Source organism: Campylobacter sp. JH32 (genome assembly GCF_017846535.1).
GTDB lineage: Bacteria > Campylobacterota > Campylobacteria > Campylobacterales > Campylobacteraceae > Campylobacter_D > Campylobacter_D coli.
The window spans coordinates 45,906-64,940 of sequence record NZ_JAEQBS010000010.1 but is presented as its reverse complement, the minus strand read 5'-3'; the positions used below and the strand labels follow the sequence as shown (position 1 = coordinate 64,940).

Annotated in this window: 18 protein-coding genes, 3 tRNA genes and 1 pseudogene; 12 read left to right on the top strand and 10 right to left on the bottom strand. The window is 33.1% G+C overall.

What is annotated here, in order from left to right:
- Window positions 1-21: 21 nt before the first annotated feature.
- From legH to dcd, 5 genes and pseudogenes are all read right to left on the bottom strand, one after another.
- The gene (gene legH / locus KAR67_RS08065; RefSeq protein ID WP_052774055.1) at window positions 22-813 is read right to left on the bottom strand and encodes an N-acetyltransferase LegH; all 792 of its coding nucleotides are present in this window, start codon (window positions 811-813) and stop codon (window positions 22-24) included.
- Window positions 810-2,122 (bottom strand): annotated as a pseudogene (locus KAR67_RS08060) (DUF4910 domain-containing protein). Before KAR67_RS08060 ends, legH begins: the two are co-directional and overlap by 4 nt.
- Window positions 2,115-3,245, bottom strand: a complete 1,131-nt coding sequence (pseC, locus tag KAR67_RS08055) for a UDP-4-amino-4,6-dideoxy-N-acetyl-beta-L-altrosamine transaminase (protein WP_057030598.1) — start codon at window positions 3,243-3,245, stop codon at window positions 2,115-2,117. Before pseC ends, KAR67_RS08060 begins: the two are co-directional and overlap by 8 nt.
- A 1-nt stretch (window position 3,246) precedes the next feature.
- On the bottom strand, window positions 3,247-4,251 hold the full coding sequence (gene pseB, locus KAR67_RS08050) for a UDP-N-acetylglucosamine 4,6-dehydratase (inverting) (RefSeq protein WP_162284660.1): 1,005 nt from the start codon (window positions 4,249-4,251) through the stop codon (window positions 3,247-3,249).
- Window positions 4,252-4,299: 48 nt separating this feature from the next.
- Window positions 4,300-4,860, bottom strand: coding sequence for a dCTP deaminase (gene dcd, locus KAR67_RS08045; RefSeq protein ID WP_052785176.1), 561 nt, complete (start codon window positions 4,858-4,860; stop codon window positions 4,300-4,302).
- A 157-nt stretch (window positions 4,861-5,017) separates the two neighbouring features.
- Between dcd and accB the strand changes: the two genes are divergently transcribed.
- Both accB and KAR67_RS08035 read left to right on the top strand, forming a co-directional pair.
- Window positions 5,018-5,473, top strand: a complete 456-nt coding sequence (accB, locus tag KAR67_RS08040) for an acetyl-CoA carboxylase biotin carboxyl carrier protein (RefSeq protein WP_002777628.1) — start codon at window positions 5,018-5,020, stop codon at window positions 5,471-5,473.
- Between the two features lies 1 nt (window position 5,474).
- A complete protein-coding gene (locus KAR67_RS08035; RefSeq protein ID WP_002777627.1) occupies window positions 5,475-6,806 on the top strand; it encodes an acetyl-CoA carboxylase biotin carboxylase subunit in 1,332 nt (443 codons plus the stop codon).
- A gap of 27 nt (window positions 6,807-6,833) precedes the next feature.
- Here the strand turns inward: KAR67_RS08035 and KAR67_RS08030 are convergent, their stop codons facing one another.
- Complete coding sequence (locus KAR67_RS08030) at window positions 6,834-7,649, bottom strand: hypothetical protein (RefSeq protein ID WP_002777626.1); 816 nt, start codon at window positions 7,647-7,649, stop codon at window positions 6,834-6,836.
- Between the two features lie 64 nt (window positions 7,650-7,713).
- On the opposite strand from KAR67_RS08030, the gene gltX reads away from it, so the two are divergent.
- Genes gltX through KAR67_RS08010 form a run of 4 tightly spaced genes read left to right on the top strand, consistent with a single transcriptional unit; the run spans window position 7,714 to window position 11,640 of the window.
- On the top strand, window positions 7,714-9,105 hold the full coding sequence (gene gltX / locus KAR67_RS08025; RefSeq protein WP_002777625.1) for a glutamate--tRNA ligase: 1,392 nt from the start codon (window positions 7,714-7,716) through the stop codon (window positions 9,103-9,105).
- The gene (locus KAR67_RS08020) at window positions 9,105-10,340 is read left to right on the top strand and encodes a malic enzyme-like NAD(P)-binding protein (RefSeq protein ID WP_002782010.1); all 1,236 of its coding nucleotides are present in this window, start codon (window positions 9,105-9,107) and stop codon (window positions 10,338-10,340) included. Before gltX ends, KAR67_RS08020 begins: the two co-directional genes overlap by 1 nt.
- The gene (upp, locus tag KAR67_RS08015) at window positions 10,337-10,963 is read left to right on the top strand and encodes a uracil phosphoribosyltransferase (RefSeq protein ID WP_002829522.1); all 627 of its coding nucleotides are present in this window, start codon (window positions 10,337-10,339) and stop codon (window positions 10,961-10,963) included. The genes KAR67_RS08020 and upp overlap by 4 nt, the downstream gene beginning before the upstream one ends.
- Window positions 10,964-10,968: 5 nt before the next feature.
- Window positions 10,969-11,640, top strand: a complete 672-nt coding sequence (locus KAR67_RS08010; protein WP_002829524.1) for an MqnA/MqnD/SBP family protein — start codon at window positions 10,969-10,971, stop codon at window positions 11,638-11,640.
- On the opposite strand, the gene KAR67_RS08005 is transcribed toward KAR67_RS08010, so the two are convergent.
- Window positions 11,641-12,291, bottom strand: a complete 651-nt coding sequence (locus KAR67_RS08005; RefSeq protein ID WP_002777618.1) for a TrkA family potassium uptake protein — start codon at window positions 12,289-12,291, stop codon at window positions 11,641-11,643.
- An 11-nt stretch (window positions 12,292-12,302) separates the two neighbouring features.
- On the bottom strand, window positions 12,303-13,646 hold the full coding sequence (locus KAR67_RS08000; protein ID WP_002786100.1) for a TrkH family potassium uptake protein: 1,344 nt from the start codon (window positions 13,644-13,646) through the stop codon (window positions 12,303-12,305).
- A gap of 140 nt (window positions 13,647-13,786) precedes the next feature.
- On the opposite strand from KAR67_RS08000, the gene KAR67_RS07995 reads away from it, so the two are divergent.
- Window positions 13,787-13,862: transfer RNA gene (locus KAR67_RS07995), tRNA-Phe, on the top strand.
- Between the two features lie 216 nt (window positions 13,863-14,078).
- On the opposite strand, the gene KAR67_RS07990 is transcribed toward KAR67_RS07995, so the two are convergent.
- Window positions 14,079-14,154 (bottom strand) — tRNA-Met (locus KAR67_RS07990).
- A 31-nt stretch (window positions 14,155-14,185) separates the two neighbouring features.
- Window positions 14,186-14,260: transfer RNA gene (locus KAR67_RS07985), tRNA-Gln, on the bottom strand.
- Between the two features lie 106 nt (window positions 14,261-14,366).
- On the opposite strand from KAR67_RS07985, the gene KAR67_RS07980 reads away from it, so the two are divergent.
- From KAR67_RS07980 to lpxD, 5 genes are all read left to right on the top strand, one after another.
- Entirely contained in the window at window positions 14,367-15,386 is a 1,020-nt protein-coding gene (locus KAR67_RS07980) for a bifunctional 3,4-dihydroxy-2-butanone 4-phosphate synthase/GTP cyclohydrolase II (protein ID WP_002777613.1), read from the top strand.
- Window positions 15,387-15,402: 16 nt separating this feature from the next.
- The gene (locus KAR67_RS07975; protein ID WP_002777611.1) at window positions 15,403-15,846 is read left to right on the top strand and encodes a GatB/YqeY domain-containing protein; all 444 of its coding nucleotides are present in this window, start codon (window positions 15,403-15,405) and stop codon (window positions 15,844-15,846) included.
- 77 nt (window positions 15,847-15,923) lie between these two features.
- Window positions 15,924-17,624 (top strand): acetolactate synthase large subunit, encoded by a 1,701-nt coding sequence (locus tag KAR67_RS07970; RefSeq protein ID WP_002777609.1) that lies wholly within the window; start codon window positions 15,924-15,926, stop codon window positions 17,622-17,624.
- A complete protein-coding gene (ilvN, locus tag KAR67_RS07965) occupies window positions 17,621-18,085 on the top strand; it encodes an acetolactate synthase small subunit (RefSeq protein WP_002782017.1) in 465 nt (154 codons plus the stop codon). Before KAR67_RS07970 ends, ilvN begins: the two co-directional genes overlap by 4 nt.
- Window positions 18,082-19,035 carry a UDP-3-O-(3-hydroxymyristoyl)glucosamine N-acyltransferase gene (lpxD, locus tag KAR67_RS07960; protein ID WP_002777599.1) on the top strand — a complete coding sequence of 318 codons (954 nt, stop codon included), beginning with the start codon at window positions 18,082-18,084 and terminating at the stop codon, window positions 19,033-19,035. The genes ilvN and lpxD overlap by 4 nt, the downstream gene beginning before the upstream one ends.

The window sequence follows — 19,035 nt, the reverse complement described above, 5'->3', positions numbered from 1 at the left end:
CTTTCTTGAGAATGTTGAAAATTAATATATTGTATCATAATTTTCTATTAGAATTGTTTGGTTTATATCTAATTTTTTCCATAAAATTTCTATATATTCTTTAGCGTTGTAAATATTTATATGATCTCCTGCAAAATTGTTTTTTTTAAAATTTTTAGTATTATTAACAATATTGATAATGTTAATTAAATTGGGCTCAGAAGATATGTCAAGTTTTCTAACATAATAACTAATGGTTTTATTGTATGATATATTGTTTTCATCAATTAAAATTCCAGAGAAAATTTTATGATATCTGTAAAATACATTAAATTGTTCTTCTGCATAATGTGTTAGTGTGTGTCCTTGGCCTCCAAATGTCATATATTTTCCATTCTCTTTGGTTAAAACCTCATAAACACAATTTTCCCCAAAACAACTTGTTGTATCTTTTAAAAATAATTCTTCTTTTGCTCCTTTTATAGCAAAAGAAAATATAGGATCGTTTGTGCGTTTTACTCCTGTTTGTTTGCGAAAATATTCATTTAATGCTCCCATTTTTGTTTTGGAATTTATTTTGTCATAAACTTCATTTTTGCAAAAACTATAAGTAAAGGTTGGCATGATCAAAGTGCCTTCCTGACCTATAACTTCAAAAAAACAATTGAGTATAGTCTGTAAAAATTCATTTCTAGAAAGCAAAGGTATGCCAAATTTAAAAAGTTCTGTATGTACACATAAAATATCGCCTCTTTTTATACCTAGTTGATAAAAAGCATCTATTAAATCCTTATCGGAGTATTTTTTGTCATTGTGTTCTAAAAAATATTTCATTTTGCTAGTCCATAAAATTTTATTTTTTCCAAAAGTTCTTTAAATTCATAAGCTTGCATATTTAAGATATTGGCTATATCGATGATATCATTTTCTCCATCGCAGTAAGCTAGAAAATTACAAGCCAAAGGAGTGTCATTGACAGTGCTAAGGGTATGATATAATCCTCTTTTGCCAAGATTGGGTTCGCATACTATGGTGTTTTTATATACGGCGTTGATTTCTAGATTTAAAATCATTTCTTGTATGCTTTGAAGTCCACCCATTAAACCTTTTTCAGAGATAAAATTGAGATCGTCTTTTGAGTTGTGATATCCATCATAGTCACCATACTTTGTGCGACATACCCCTACTATGCCAAGATTTACAAGTGGGGCATTGTATTGTCTTTCATCGCTTCCGCGATCCAAAAAACTAAAAGCTTTGAAATTTTCTTTATTTTTAAGCGTATGCAAGGCAACTTTATCGCTTAGAGTGTTTTCTTTAGGTGTATGTATGAGTGAGTAAGCATGATCATCGCCTAAGCAAGAAAGCACAAAGCCTGCTTTAACATATTTTTTTAAATGCTCTAAATGTTTGCTAAGATAGACTATAGACCCTATGGTTTCAGGGATGATGACAAAGCGGTAATTATATTTTCTTTCTTTTAAACTCAAAAGCCATTTTGCTAGGAAAATAGCCACCACAGGGCCACTAAGCTCGTTATTTGCCATGGAAGGATGACAAAGATAGGTTGAAATTAAAATTTCATCTTTTGAATTTTGCGTACTAGGTAGGATAAAATCAGCATAGTCCAAAACCCCATTTTCATCATGTTTTGCATCGATATAAACTTTGTATTTGCCTTTTTTAAGTTTTTTTCTTTCATTATGCGTGAGACAAAATCCCCAACGCCTTTTGTAATAACTCGTTACATAAGGAATAGCATCGGGCATTTCTTCTATGGAGTAAAGATGATCTTGAAGTTCTTCTAGTTCGATTTCTTTATCGATAGCTTCGCTATAGTTTAGAAGGTGTAGATTATGCTTTTTAAAATCACAAATTTTTTCTCCTTCTGGAGTGATGATATAGGCTTCTTTGGCGTTCCATTCATCAGGGACTATCCAGTCAAAAACCTTTGTACCACTTTTTATAGAGTGAAATTTGAGTATCCCCCCCCCCCGCCCAGAGTTTTATTTAAAATTTCTAAGCTATCTCTAAAACCTTGCCCTGTGATACTCCTAGGGATAGGAAAAAGTTCACAAGCTAGTTCATACATAGCCTTTCCAGTTTGGCTAAAATCTTGACTTCTAAAGTCTAGCTTATCCACAATATTCCTTTTTAACTTTTTCAAGAATGCTAAATAAAGTATCTTTTACAAATTTTGCATCCTTTAGATTCATTTCTTGATGACAAGGTATGCTAAGCTCGGCTTTGTAAAAATTATCCGCATTTTGGAGTCTGGTTTCTCCTAAGAGTTTTTTATAAAAACTAAATTCATAAGTTGGTTTATAATGTACCTGTACGCCAATTCCTGCATGAAGTAAGCTTTCAAAAAGTTCTTCTTTTTGACAATAAAATTCAGGAAAAAGCAAGATAGGGTATAAATGTCTTGAGCTTTTTTTATAATTTTTGATTTTTATCGTGGAAAAATAAGGATTTTTTTCAAATTCTTTATCGTAAAAACTTGCGATTTCCTCTCTTTTTTCAAGATTGTGATCGAGTTTTTTAAGCTGGTTTATCCCTAAAGCACAAGCAACATCGCTTAAGCGGTAATTATAGCCAAGTTCTACCATATCGCTATCCCAAAGCCTTTTTTTAATGATACCATGGCTTCTTAAAAGCTTGATTTTGGTGATAAGCTCTTCATTATCACTCACCACAGCCCCGCCTTCAAAAGTAGTGATGGGTTTAACAGGATGAAAAGAAAAGATACTTAAATCCGCCATAGAACCCACTTTTTTACCCTTATACTCACTCCCTAAAGCATGGCTTGCATCATCGATTAAAGGGATATTGTATTTTTTAGCGAGGCTTGAAATTTCATCTATTTCAACACTATTGCCCCCAAAATCCACCACGCTAATAGCTCCTATATTTGCACTATTTTTTGTAAGTCTTGTTTCGAGTTTTTTTTCATCAATATTGCCATTGTTTTTAATATCGATAAATTCTACTTTAGCTCCTGCCATTAAAGCCGCATTAGCCGTAGCAGCGAAGGTTAAAGGAGTGGTTAAGACTATTTTATCTTTGACATTTAAAGCTGTATAGGCAAGATGAAGGGCTGAAGTAGCTGAGTTTAATACACAAGCGTGTTTTACGCCCACATATTCACAAAGGGCTTCTTCAAATTCATTTACTTTTTTACCCCCTGTTAAAATTTCATCTTTTAAAGCTTTTGTAAGTGTATCTATATCGCTTTGATCGATGTTTTGATGAGAATAGGTAAGCATTTTAAAAACCTTCGGTGTGATTGATGATTTCTAAAAGTTCTTTTTCGCTTGCCCATAAAGGATTATTATCCGAACTATAAGAAAAACCATCTTTTACTTTTTGTCCTTTTTCGCCTAGGGCATTGATACTAAAGTCATTATCTTTATCTACAAATTTAATACTCGGGCTTATGGCATAGTAGTTTTCAAATTCATAGGTTAAATGACTATCATCGCTTGAAATCATGATTTCATGTAGTTTTTCTCCTGCTCTTATACCTATGATTTTATGGCTTAAATGAGGAGCTAAGGCATGAGCTAGATCAGTGATTTTCATCGAAGGAATTTTAGGGATGAAAATTTCTCCTCCGTGCATTCTTTCAAAATTACTCAGTACAAATTTTACTCCATCTTCAAGGCTGATCCAAAAACGAGTCATTCTTGTATCGGTGATAGGAAGTTCTTTAGCTCCTTCGCTGATGAGTTTTTTAAAGAAAGGCACTACCGATCCTCTTGAACCTACAACATTGCCATATCTTGTAACACCAAAGCGTGTTTGTTTGTTACCTGCTATATTGTTTGCAGCGACAAAAAGCTTGTCGCTTGCAAGTTTGGTTGCACCGTATAAATTTACAGGATTACAAGCCTTATCTGTGCTAAGAGCGATACATTTTTTAACCCCATTTTCAAAACAAGCGTCGATGACATTTTGCGCACCGTGGATGTTTGTTTTTATACATTCCATAGGGTTATATTCAGCAATAGGCACATGCTTCATCGCAGCAGCATGTATAACAAAATCCACATCACGCATAGCAGTGCTTAAACGCTCTTTGTCTCTTACATCTCCTATGAAATAACGCATGCAAGGAGCGTTAAAAACGCTTGCCATTTCAAATTGTTTAAGCTCATCACGAGAATAAATGATGATTTTATTAGGTTTATAATTTTCTAGCAAAACCTTAGTATAGGTTTTTCCAAAAGAGCCTGTTCCGCCTGTGATTAAGATATTTTTTTTGTTAAACATTTTGCCTTCCTTTGCTTAAGTTTTTTAAAATTAAAGCAACAAGTGTTCCTATTTTAAAATTCTTGGCAAGGTTATGCCCGTTTGGGCTTGATACTTGCCTTTTTTATTTTTGTAAGTGGTGTCACATTTTTCATCACCTTGCAAGAATAATACTTGTGCAATGCCTTCATTAGCATAAATTTTTGCAGGCAAGGGAGTGGTATTTGAAATTTCTATGGTTATATGCCCTTCAAAGCCTGGTTCAAAAGGAGTTACATTTACGATGATACCACATCTTGCATAGGTGCTTTTTCCAAGACAAATAGCCAAAACATCATCAGGCATTTTAAAATATTCTATAGTTCTGGCAAGTGCAAAAGAATTTGCAGGAACTATACATACATCGCCTTCAAAATCTACTACATTTTCTTCTAAAAAATTTTTTGGATCCACTACAGTTGAATTAACATTGGTAAAAATCTTAAATTCACGCCCCACGCGTATATCATAACCATAGCTTGAAAGTCCATAGCTTACTACACCTTTGCCTATATTTGCTTCGCAAAAAGGCTCTATCATTTGATGCTCGAGTGCCATTTTTCTTATCCAATTGTCTGCTTTTAAACCCATTTAATATACCTTTATTTTTAAACATAATTTTTTTGGATTATAGCTTATTTTTTATATTTTATGAAACTTTTAAGTGTGAAATTTTATTTTTTAAAGTTAAATTTCAAGTTTTTTAATATAATACTAGATTAAGTTCTTAAAATCAGGAGATGAAAATATGACAAAAGAAGAGATTAAAGAATTAGTAAATTTGTTTGCCGAGGCTAATATCAGTAAAATAAAAATCAAAGAGCAAGATGGATTTGAAATCGAACTTGAAAGAGATATGTGTTGTGATGTTCCAGCTCCTTTGGCTTGCCCACCTGTTCCAGCTCCACAGCCTATTAATGTTAATGTAGTTAATGAAGCACAGCCTTCAAGTGCAAAATCAAATAAACCAAGTATAAACAGCCCTATGGTAGGAACTTTTTATCAAGCTCCAAGCCCAGGCGCAGCTCCTTTTGTAAAAGTGGGCAGTTCAGTTAAAAAAGGCGATACTATTGCTATCATCGAAGCGATGAAAATCATGAATGAGATCGAAGCTGAATTTGATTGTAGAATAGTAGAAATTTTAGTTGCAGATGGTCAGCCTGTAGAATTTGGTATGCCTTTATTTACGGTGGAGAAATTATAAAATGGAAATTAAAAGCATATTAATTGCTAATCGTGGAGAAATAGCACTTCGAGCTTTAAGAACAATTAAAGAAATGGGAAAAAAAGCAATTTGCGTTTATTCTGAAGCAGATAAAGATGCTTTGTATTTAAAATATGCAGATGCAAGTATTTGTATAGGAAAAGCAAGAAGTTCTGAAAGTTATCTTAATATACCTGCTATTATTTCAGCAGCTGAAATTGCAGAAGCGGATGCGATTTTTCCAGGTTATGGATTTTTAAGTGAAAATCAAACTTTTGTTGAAATTTGTGCTAAACACAATATCAAATTTATAGGGCCTTCGGTTGAAGCTATGAATTTGATGAGTGATAAATCAAAAGCTAAGCAAGTTATGCAAAGAGCAGGAGTTCCTGTTATACCAGGAAGTGATGGAGCTTTAGCGGGTGCTGAAGCGGCTAAAAAACTTGCTAAAGAGATCGGTTATCCTGTGATTTTAAAAGCAGCAGCTGGAGGCGGAGGTCGTGGAATGCGTGTAGTAGAGCATGAAAAAGACCTTGAAAAAGCATATTGGTCAGCTGAAAGTGAAGCGATGACAGCTTTTGGCGATGGGACTATGTATATGGAAAAATACATACAAAATCCACGCCATATAGAAGTTCAAATCATCGGAGATAGTTTTGGAAATGTGATCCATATTGGTGAGAGGGATTGCTCTATGCAAAGACGCCATCAAAAACTTATAGAAGAATCTCCAGCAATTTTACTCGATGAAAAAACTCGCGCAAGACTTCACGAAACAGCAGTAAAAGCTGCTAAAGCTATAAGCTATGAGGGTGCAGGGACTTTTGAATTTTTAGTAGATAAAAATTTAGATTTTTATTTTATAGAGATGAATACGCGTTTGCAAGTTGAGCATTGTGTGAGCGAAATGGTGAGCGGGATTGATATCATTGAACAAATGATCAAAGTAGCTGAAGGTTATGCTTTACCTTCTCAAGAAAATGTGAAGTTAAAAGGACATTCTATAGAATGTAGAATCACTGCTGAAGATCCTAAGACTTTCTTGCCAAGTCCAGGTAAGATTATCAAGTATGTTCCACCTGCAGGGCGCAATGTTAGAATGGAAAGCCATTGTTATCAAGACTACAGCGTGCCGCCGTATTATGATTCTATGATAGGAAAACTTGTGGTTTGGGCAGAAGATCGCAACAAAGCCATTTCAAAAATGAAAGTAGCTTTGGATGAGCTGATTATAGGTGGGATTAAAACTACTAAAGATTTTCATCTTGCAATGATGGATAATCCTGATTTTATTAGTAATAATTACGATACCAACTATCTTGCTAGACATTAATCAAGATGGATTTTTTCCATCTTGATTTTATCTTAAATACTCTATATTGATTTTTGAGCGTAATTTATCGAAATAATCTTGTATATAATTTTGTCTTTGCTCGCTTACATAAGCATTGAGTATTTCATTTTTAATTTGATAATATTCTGGAGTTTGTCCTCCGTTTTTATCCTTTACTTGATAAATTTCATAACCTTTTTGCGAATTTAAAACCGGAGAAAAGCTTCCTATGGGTATAGATGATAAAAGTCCTAAAAGTCTTGGATCTGAATTATTAGGAGTGAGGGTGGCTTTTTCTGCTTTAAGTGCAGTTTTTGTGGTAGCTTTTATATTTTCTAAATCTTGTGCATTGTTAGAACGATAGATATTTACATTAATTTCGGTAAAGAGTGTAAATTTATTTTTATTTTGTTCGAAAAATTTTTTAGCTCCCTCATCGCTAAAATCGGTTTTAGCTGTGCTGGCAATTTTTTCATAAAGTTTTCTTTTTTCAAAATCTTTTTTAAAATTGCTACGAAATTGTTCGTAATTTTGCCCCTTAGCTTGTAAATCTCTTTTAAAGTCTTCAAGTGAAATTTTATTTTGTGCTAGCATTTTACCAATGGCATTATCAAGCTCAAGCTCACTCGTATAAATTCCAAATTGTTTTATTTGTGAAAGCTCCATTTTTTCATTAATCAAAATCCCCAAGGCTTGATTTTTAGGTATATTTAGGGTTTTCATGGTTTGTTCTATATCATAGGTTGTGATAGGCTCTTTATCTACCACTACAGCAATAGCATTTATAGTATTTGCATGAGTTAAGCTTATAAAAAATACAAAACTTAGTAAAATTTTTTTCATTTCAAACCTTTATTTAAGTGTAAATATCGCATTATATCAATTAAAATTTAAGAAAAGGCAAAAAATGACAGGAAAACTTACGACTCGTTTCGCTCCAAGCCCTACAGGATATTTGCATATAGGTGGTTTAAGAACCGCTCTTTATAGTTATTTGTATGCAAGAAAAAATAAGGGCAATTTTTTACTTCGTATAGAAGATACGGATTTAAAAAGAAATTCCAAAGAAGCTACGCAAGCTATCATAGAAGCCTTTAAATGGTGTGGTTTGGATTATGATGGTGAGGTAACTTACCAGTCTGAACGCTTTGATCTTTATAAAAAATACATACAAAAACTTTTGGATGAGGGCAAGGCTTATTATTGTTATATGAGTAAAGAAGAGCTTGACGAACTCCGTGCTAAACAAGAAGCGGCCAAAGAACGCCCAAGATATGATGGCAGATACAGGGATTTTACAGGAACTCCACCATCAAATATAGAACCCGTGGTGCGTATAAAAGCTCCTCAAAAGGGTGAAATTTGCTTTATAGATGGTGTTAAAGGGGAAGTGAAATTTAAAGTAGAAGATATTTTAGATGATTTTATCATAGCAAGAAGTGATGGAAGTCCTACTTATAATTTTACAGTTGTAATTGATGATGCTTTAATGGGAGTAAGCGATGTGATTAGAGGGGATGATCATCTTTCAAATACTCCTAAACAAATCGTGCTTTATGAGGCTTTAGGATTTGAAATTCCTAAATTTTACCATGTGGCTATGATACATGGAGAAGATGGTAAAAAGCTTTCAAAACGACACGGAGCAACCGATGTGATGGAATACAAGGCTATGGGAATTTTACCTCAAGCTTTGCTAAATTTTTTAGTGCGTTTAGGATGGAGCCATGGCGATGATGAGGTTTTTTCTTTAGAAGATCTTAAAAGGCTTTTTGATCCTAATCATATCAACAAAAGTGCTTCTTGTTATAATTTTAAAAAACTTGAATGGCTCAATGCTCATTATATCAAGACTTTGCCTTTTGAAGAAATCAATCGTCAGTTAAAAGATCTTGGTTTTGATTTAAGCGTTTATACAAAAGCAGGATTTTTACTCGATTTATTAAGAGAGCGCGCAAAAACTTTACTTGAAATTATTAGCGGAGCTAAAAGTATCGTTGAAGCGCCACAAAATTATGATGAAAATGCTATAAATAAATTTATAAACGAAAACAATCTTTTATTGCTTCAAAACTATGCAAATGAGTTAAATGAAGAGAAAAGTGCAAAAGATTTTGAAGAATTTACTAACGAATTCTTACAAAAAAATGAGGTAAAATTAAAAGATTTGGCTCAACCTATACGCATAGCTCTAACAGGAAGTGCGGTTAGTCCTAGCATTTTTGAAGTTTTAGAGTTTTTAGGGGTCAATGAATGTAAAAAAAGAATAAAAAAATTTTTAGATTTTAAAGGAAAATAATGAATTTAAAAGAAGAGGCTTTAAGATATCACTTAGGAGGCAAGATAGATATAAAGCCATCAAAACCTATGAATTCAAGTCATGATTTATCTTTGGCTTATAGTCCAGGTGTTGCAGAACCTTGCATTGAAATTGCTTCTAATAATGAGCTTGCTTATACTTATACAAACAAAGCGAATTTAGTAGCTATCGTTAGTGATGGTTCTGCGGTTTTAGGTCTTGGAAATATCGGCGCGCAAGCTTCTAAACCGGTTATGGAAGGTAAGGCTTGCTTGTTTAAAAAATTTGCTGATGTAAATGCGTATGATTTAGAAATCGAAGCACACAGCATTGAAGAAATTGTTGCTTTTTGTAAAGCCATAGCACCTACTTTTGGCGGAATCAATTTAGAAGATATTTCAGCACCTAAATGTTTTGAAATCGAAGCGGCTTTGCAGGATTTAGGAATTCCTGTAATGCACGATGATCAGCATGGAACCGCTATTATCTCAACCGCAGGGCTTATGAATGCTATGGAGATAAGTGGTAAAAAATTTGAAGAGATTAAAGTTGTTGTAAGTGGAGCAGGAGCTGCGGGTATTGCTAGTGCTAGAATGTATAGAAATTTAGGTGTTAAAAATATCATTCTTGTAGATAGTAAGGGTGTGGTCAATAAAAAAAGAACAGACTTAAATCAATACAAGCTTGAATTTGTAAGCGATACGCAAGCAGATACTTTAAAAGAGGCTATGAAAGATGCGGATGTATTCTTGGGGCTTAGTGCACCAAAGATACTAGATGATGAGATGATTTTGTCTATGGCAAAAGATCCTGTTATCTTTGCCTTGGCAAATCCTATTCCAGAGGTGATGCCTGAAGATGTGGCAAGGCTTAGAAAAGATGCTATTGTAGGAACGGGAAGAAGTGATTATCCTAATCAAATCAATAATGTTTTAGGCTTTCCTTTTATTTTTCGTGGGGCTTTAGATGTGCGTGCGACAAAAATTACTGAAAATATGAAAGTAGCTGCAGCAAAAGCTTTAGCAGATTTGGCAAAATTACCTGTAAGTGATGCGGTTAAAAATGCTTATAAGATAAGCCATTTAGAATTTGGAAAGGATTATGTTATCCCAAAACCTTTTGATGAGAGGGTTAAGGCTGTTGTAAGTACTGCGGTAGCTGCTGCGGCTGTAAAAGATGGGGTAGCTTTGCTTAAGGAATTTGATGAGAAAACATATTTTGAGAGTTTAAAATGAAAAATATTCATCACATATGCCATCCTTTGATAGAGCATAAATTAGGGTTTTTGCGCGATAAAGAAACTAAACCTTTCCATTTTAGAATGCTCATTGATGAGATTTCTACTTTCTTGCTTTTTGAAGCGACTAAAGATTTATGTTTAAAAGAAACACAAATTCAAACCCCTGTTGCTAATGCTAAGGTAAAAAGATTAGATGAAAAGATTATGATATGCCCTATTTTAAGGGCAGCTTTGGGTATGCTTGATAGTATTTTTAGACTTATTCCTGATGCTAGTGTAGGATTTTTGGGTTTTGTTAGAAATGAAAAAACTCTCAAGGCGGATTTTTATTTTCAAAAACTTCCTAAAGATGTAAAAAAACGCACCGCTATTGTTATAGATCCTATGTTTGCTACAGGTGGGACTGCTATAGAGGCTTGTAATTTTTTAAAAAGCCAAGGAGTTAAAAAAATAAAATTTATATCCATACTTGCTGCTTTACAAGGTTTGCAAAAATTTAGCCAAATGCATGATGATGTAGAAGTTTTTGTGGCTTGTATTGATGAAGGTTTAAATGAAAAAGGTTATATTATCCCAGGGCTTGGAGATGCAGGAGATAGAGTGTTTAACACTCTTTAAAAGAGATGATTTTTGGAAAAATTGATTATATTAATCTTTTACCTTTGCATATATATCTTAAGAAATATCCTTTACCTAATGGTTTTAAAGCAAGTATGGAGCATAAAAAAGGAGTTCCAAGTAAGCTAAATAAAGATTTATTTTATAGAAGAATTGATGCAGCTATTGTTTCAAGTATAGAAAGCGCTAGAAAAAAATATAAAAATTTAGATTTGGGTATTTGTGCCAATAAAAGAGTTTTAAGTGTTTTAGTAGAAAAAAATACACCCAATGCTAAAGATCCAAGCTCGGCAACTTCTAATGCTTTAGCTAAGGTTTTAAAACAAGAGGGGAGGGTGATTATAGGTGATAAGGCTTTAAAACTTTATTTACAAGATCCTTCTAGGTATACTGATTTGTGCACAAAATGGCATGAAAAAACAGGCCTGCCTTTTGTTTTTGCTAGGTTTTCATGTGTGCAAAAAAAAGCTTTATATAAACAAATCTTAAAAAAAATTCCAAAAACAAAGATTAAAATTCCTTATTATATACTGCAAAATTATGCCAAAACAAGGGATTTAGATATAAAAGATATTAGATATTATTTAGATGAAATCATATATCATAAAATTTCCACCAAAGAAAAAGCAGCCTTAAAGCGTTTTATAAAGGCTTGCAAGGCTTTAAATCTTACTTAATTAATGCTCAAATTCTCTAAGCTCTTTAACCGTTCCAAGTAAGATTACAACATCACCACCATAAACAGTAGTTGTTTCTAAATCAGGCAATATTTCCCAGTCTGTATTAAGTTTTTTATAGCTAATAACTCTCATATTTTGTGCAATGTGCTTTAATGAATTTCCTGCTAATTTGTCATCTATAGTGATTTTAATAGCACGGATAGTATTAGCCGATAGATCAAAAACCTCATAATCTGCATCTTTGGTTAAAAAATCTTTTACAAGCTTTTTAGCACTTTCTTTTTCAGGATAGATTACTTTTGTAGCCCCAAGTTTGGATAAAATTTGCCCATGAATGTTAGAAGTGGCTTTTGCGATAATATTATTTACTCCTATATCTTTAAGAGCCATTAGAGTAAGTATGGATTTTTCAACATTTTCACCTATGCTTACAATCACGACTTCTACATCATGAAAACCCGCTTCTTTAAGTGCTGAAATATTGGTAGAATCCAAGATATAGGCATAGCTTGGTGAATTTTGTATACTTTTTAAAGCTTCTTCATCTTTATCGGCTATGATTACAGTATGTCCTCCAGCAAGAAGCTCATCTGCGACTACGGATCCAAATTTTCCAAGTCCTATAACCCCGTAACTAAGCTTTTTCATTATTTTAACCTTTATAAATAGATTTTTCCTTTAGGAAATTTGATATGTATCGCTTTATCTTGCTGAAATACAGAAAGTAAAAACGCAAAAACACCAATCCTTCCGCTTAACATCATAATAATAATAATAATTTTGCTTGGATTGCTAAATAAAGCACAAAGCGAAAGATCTCCCCCATCTCCTACCGAAATTCCCACTGTTGCAAATGCTGATGAGGTTTCAAAAAGCAGATGGATAAAATTAAATTCTGATTCTAGCAAAGAAAGGAAAATAACCGCTATAACTATATAAACAGCCGAACCCACTGCTATAATAAATGCTCTTGAAATGATCTCTTGTGGAATTTCGTGGTTGAAAATTCTTACCCTTCCATTGCGAATGCTCCAGTAAGCATAAAACAAAAGCACCACAACAGTTGTGATTTTCATTCCCCCTGCTGTTCCACCCGGTGCTCCTCCGATCACCATAAATAAAGAGCCAAAAAATAAGCTTGCATCATGCAAGCCACTCATATCGAGTGTATTAAATCCTGCTGTGCGGTAATTGATCGCAATAAAATAAGAACTCAAAATTTTATCAAAAAGAGAAAAGCTACCTATGGATTTTGGGTTAGCATACTCTAAAAGAAAGATAATAAGTGTTGAAGAAATGATAAGAAAAAGGGTTGCCATAATAACGACTTTGGTATGTAGGCTTAAATTTTGCAGTCTTTTTCTTTGAAAAAAATACAATTCAACTAAGACAAAATATCCAAGTCCACCAATGATAATAAGAGAAGTAAAGATGAGATTAATAGCTACATCGTGCTTATAGGCAAGAAGTCCATTTTCAAAAATAGTAAAACCTGAATTATTAAAAGCACTGATTGAATGAAAAAATCCAAACCATAAGGCTTTACCAAAATTCATCTCAAGTGCAAAACGCATGGTAAGAAGTATAGTGCCTATAAGTTCTATTGTAAAAATAAATAGTAAAACTTTTTTAAAGAATTTAAAAAGTCCTTCCATGGAAGGATAAAATAAAGATTCTTTAAGTAAGTTTCTACCATTAAAACCTACTTTTTTGCGTATAATCAAGTAAACAAAAAGCCCTATACTCATATAACCTAAGCCGCCAATTTGAACTAAAATTAAAATAATAATTTGTCCTGCCAAGGTAAAATCAACTGCTGTATTTTTAACAATAAGTCCAGTCATACTCACAGCTGAAGTACTAGTAAAAAAAGCATCGATAAAACTAATAGGACTTGTATGAGCCCAACTTGAATGCAAAAGAATAGCGCCAAGTAAAGCAATGACAATATATCCTGCTAGCAAAATTTTAAAAGTTCGTCTGTCTAAGCCAAATTGTTTCAAAAAAATCCTCATTGGTTTTTAATTTTAAACCGACTATTCTATCGGATTAAAACTTTAAGGCAAATAAAATTTTATTTTTATATTTAAACTTAAATTAAAGAAAAAAAAGTATAATTACACTTTATTTTTAAAGATGACTCGGTTGGATAGCTCAGTCGGTAGAGCAGCAGACTGAAAATCTGCGTGTCGGCAGTTCGATTCTGCCTCTAACCACCATCATTTTATTTTTTATTAAAAATGACTTTAATTTCTTCCTAAGTTCTTCATCAAATTTTATTTAAAAATTTATATCATATTATATCTTATATGTTAGTTATAAATTTATTTTTTATATTATTTTATAATGCGATTTTTTTAGTTAAAAAATAAAATTCTAGAAAATTAAAATAAATCATTTTTGTATATTTAAGATTTAAAGTTATGGATAAGTTTTGGTTGCGAAGGGGAGATTTGAACTCCCGACCTTCGGGTTATGAGCCCGACGAGCTAACCACTGCTCTACTTCGCGACAATCAAATTTGTGTTTGAAGTTTAGTTCGTGGATGGGGTAAAGGGATTCGAACCCCTGAATGACAGGACCAAAACCTGTTGCCTTACCGCTTGGCGATACCCCAATATTTAATTTTTAAAAAGTAAAAACGAGATTATAATCAATTTTAATTTATTTGTCAAGCAAATGAAGTTATAATTTTAAAAAAAATAATATTTTAAGGATTATAAATGAAGTTTGTAAGCATTGAACAAGCAATTAAGGATTTACAAGAAGGAAAAATGCTTGTAATGGTAGATGCAGAAGATAGAGAAAATGAAGGAGATTTGATTTTTCCAGCTCAATTTAGCACTAAAGAAAAAGTAAATTTTATGATAAAAGAAGCTAGAGGGGTTGTGTGTGTAGCACTCGCAGAAGAACTTGCAAGAAAATTTGAACTTCCTTTGATGGTGCCCAAAAATACTTCAAATCATGAAACAGCCTTTACAATCACAGTGGATGCAAAAGATGCAACTACAGGTGTAAGTGCTTATGAAAGAGATATGACGATAAAAATTTTTGCAGACGATAATGCAAAAGCGAGTGATTTTGTACGCCCTGGACATATAAATCCTTTGATAGCCAAAAAAGGCGGTGTTTTAGAGCGCACAGGCCATACAGAAGGAACGGTTGATCTTTGTCATTTAGCAGGGCTTAAACAAGCTTGCGTGATTTGTGAGATTGTTAAAGATGATGGAGATATGGCAAGAAGAAGTGATTTGGAAGAATTTTGTACTAAGCATAATCTAAACATGATAGCTGTTTCTGATATCATAGAATATCGTTTAAAAAATGAAAGTCTTATTAAATTACAAGAAAAAAGTGATGCTATTTTAGCAGGTTTTAAAGCACAAAAATTCATTTTTACAGATCATAATAATGCTCAGCATATAGCATTTGCATTTAAAGAAATTCAAAAATGTGAAAATGTTAAATTTCATATTAGCGGAAGTGATTTTGAGCTTTTAACCTCTGATAAATTTTCTAAATTATTAGATCAAATTCGTTTTTTGAGTGAAAATGGAGGAGTGATAGTTTTTATGCAGGGTGAAAAATCAAGTGTAACTCAATTTAAAAATTATGGTATAGGTGCGCAAATTTTAAGATATTTTGGCATAGAAGAGATTAAGCTTATGTCGCAAAGTTGTGATAAGGATTATATAGGCTTAAAAGGCTTTGGTTTAAATCTTAAAATTTGTAATTTTAACTAAAATAAAAGGATATACAATGAATTTAAAAGAGCAGATATTAAATGATATCAAAGAAGCGATGAAGCAAAAAGATGATTTTAAACGCGATACTTTAAGAACGCTAAATGCCGCGTTTAAACAGGTCGAAGTAGATGAAAGAATAGAGCTAAGTGATGAAAGAATTTTAAAAATTATCGCAAGCGAGATTAAAAAGCGCAAAGATGCTATCGAGCTTTATTCTAAAGGTGGAAGAGAGGATTTGGCACAAAAAGAACAAAAAGAAATAGCACTTTTTGAAAGTTATTTACCTCAGCAATTAAGCGATGAGGAATTGCAAGCAGCTTTAAAAGAAATGATTGCAAATTTAGGGGTTAGTTCTTTAAAAGATCAAGGTTTGGTGATGAAAGAAGCAAAGGCTAAATTTGGAGCAAGGGTGGATGGAAAAAGATTAAATGTAACACTTAGAGAGCTTTTAAATTAAAATTTTCAAACTTTTTTATATTTTATCTAAATAAAAGATTGAATTATTGTTATAATTTAATTTTCAAAGGAGGCCTTATGAGAAAAATAAGCGGTTCGGCAATGATTTGCGAAGCTTTAAAAGAAGAGAATGTTAAGATAGTTTTTGGTTATCCTGGTGGAGCAGCCTTAAATATTTATGATGAAATTTATTTGCAAAAGTATTTTAAGCATATTTTGGTGCGTCATGAGCAAGCTGCTGTACATGCAGCCGATGCTTATGCAAGAATGAGCGGTGAAGTGGGTGTAGCTGTTGTTACAAGCGGACCTGGTTTTACTAATACCATCACAGGACTTGCGACAGCTTATAGTGATTCTATACCTTTGGTTTTGATTTCAGGTCAAGTTGCAAATTCATTAATAGGCACCGATGCTTTTCAAGAAATTGATGCGGTAGGAATTTCTCGCCCCTGTGTAAAACATAATTATTTAGTCACTTGCATAGAAGAATTTCCAAGAATATTAAAAGAGGCTTTTTACATAGCAAAAAGTGGAAGAAAAGGTCCTGTGCATATTGATGTACCAAAAGATGTAAGTGCAGCCCTTGGTATTTGGGATTATCCAAAAGAAATTTCAATGAAAACTTATAAGCCTATTTATAAAGGAAATTCAAAACAAATTAAAAAATTGGCTGAAAATTTAGAAGAAGCTAAGCGTCCTCTTTTTTACCTTGGAGGCGGATGTATAGCATCAAATGCGGCTAATGAGATCAGAGAACTTGTTAAGATTACTCAAATTCCAGCCGTTGAAACCTTAATGGCTCTTGGAACTTTAAGAAGTGATGATGAGCTAAATCTTAAAATGGCAGGAATGCATGGAAGTTATACAGCTAATATGGCTTTGAGTGAATGTGATTTATTGGTAGCAATAGGCGCGCGTTTTGATGATAGGATTACAGGTAAAACAAGTGAATTTGCCAAGCATTCTAAAATAGTGCATATTGATATAGATCCAAGTTCTATTTCTAAGATTATCAATGCGCATTTTCCTATAGTTGGAGATATTAAAGAAGTTGTTAAAGAGCTTTTGGAAGAATTGAAAAAAAATCAATTTAAGTCAAATATCCATGAGTGGAGGCAAACTCTTAAGCGTTATGATGAGCTTTATCCTTTAGCTTATGAAGATAGCGATGAGGTTTTAAAACCTCAATGGGTAATACAAGAATGTGCAAAACTTGCTCCAGATGCAAGGATAATCACTGATGTAGGACAACATCAAATGTGGGTTGCACAATTTTATCCTTTTAATTACCCAAGACAGCTTGCAACCAGTGGCGGACAAGGAACGATGGGGTATTCTTTACCTGCTGCTTTGGGTGCAAAGCTTGCGGTAGGAGAAGAAGTTGTTATAAATTTTGTGGGTGATGGTTCTGTTTTAATGAATATTCAAGAACTGATGACAGCTTATGAAAATGGTATTAAAACCATAAATATTATTTTAAACAATTCATTCTTGGGAATGGTTCGCCAATGGCAAAGCATGTTTTATGAAGAGCATTTTTCGGCTACAGATTTAAGCTTGCAAGCAGATTTTATAAAGATAGCTGAAGGTTTTGGATGTGAAGGATATAATATAAAAACAAAAGATGAGTTTCGCACAGCATTCAAGCAAGCTTTAGAGTCCAATAAAACAAGCTTGCTTAACGTATTTATAGATCGCTTTGAAGATGTGCTTCCTATGGTGCCAGCGGGTGGGGCTATTTATAATATGATTTTACCAAAATTAAAGGATAAGCAATGAGACGTGTTTTATCGGTTATAGTTTTAAATGAACATGGTGTGCTTTCTCGTATCGTAGGACTTTTTTCAGGTAGGGGATATAATATCGATAGCTTAACCGTCGCTCCTTTACCAGGTGGAGAATTTTCTCGTATCAATATAGTTACTTTTGGAGATGAGCGTGTTTTTGAGCAAATAGTAAAGCAGTTGCATAAACTTATACCTACTTATAAGGTAATAGAAAGAGATGAATTTATAGAAAAAGAAATGGCGCTTGTAAAAATTCCACTCAGTGAAAATTTAGGTGGACTTGATGCCGTTTTGAAAGCTTATAATGGTACTATTGCAAATAGCAATGAAAATTTTCTTTTCTTGCTTGTAGCTGATGATACAAATCGTATAGAAAATTTTCTAAAAACAATTAAAAAATACAATCCTAGCGACATTGTTCGCAGTGGATCGGTTTTAATGGAGCTTAAATGAGATTAAAAGAAATAGCGGAATTTTTAAGTTTAGAATACGAAGGCGAAGATATCGAAATAACGGCTTTAAATTCTTTATTGAGGGCGAATTTTACCGAGCTTACTTATTGTGATGGTGAAAGAAATATTAAAGATATACCCAACACAGGAGCAGCAGCGATTTTGGTTGCTAAAGAATATGAAAATTTAGTGCCTAAAGATACAAAAGCTCTCATTACTCAAAGTCCGCATTTGTGTTTTGCTTTTTTGAGTAAAATTTTTGCTAAACCTTTATTTAGCAACGCAAAAGAAAAAGTTCAAAATATAGCAAAAAGTGCAAAAATCATGCCAAATGTTTATATAGGCAATAATGTCAATATAGGCGAAAATGTTGTCATTATGGCAGGAGCTTATATAGGAGATAATGTTAGCATAGGCGAAGAAAGCATTATCCATCCTAATGTGGTGATTTATAATGATAGCAAAATTGGCAAAAAATGTCATCTACTTGCAAATTGCGTAATAGGAAGCGATGGATTTGGTTATGCGCACAATAAAAATGGAGAGCATTATAAAATCTATCACAATGGTAATGTTATCTTAGAAGATTTTGTTGAAATAGGAGCTTGCACAACAATAGATAGAGCAGTGTTTGATAGCACTATCATTAAAGCAGGAACAAAAGTAGATAATCTTGTCCAAATAGGTCATAATTGCGATATAGGACAAAATTGCATTATCGTTGCACAAACTGGAATTTCGGGTTCAAGTGAGCTTGGACGCAATGTGGTTATGGGTGGACAAAGTGCAACGAGCGGCCATTTAAGAATAGGGGATTTTAGCACTATTGCAGCACGCGGTGGTGTGAGTAAAAATCTTGAAGGCGGTAGGGTTTATGGGGGTTTTCCTATAATGCTTCAAAAAGATTGGCTTAAACTTCAAGCAAAAATTGCTATGAAATTTAAAGAATAA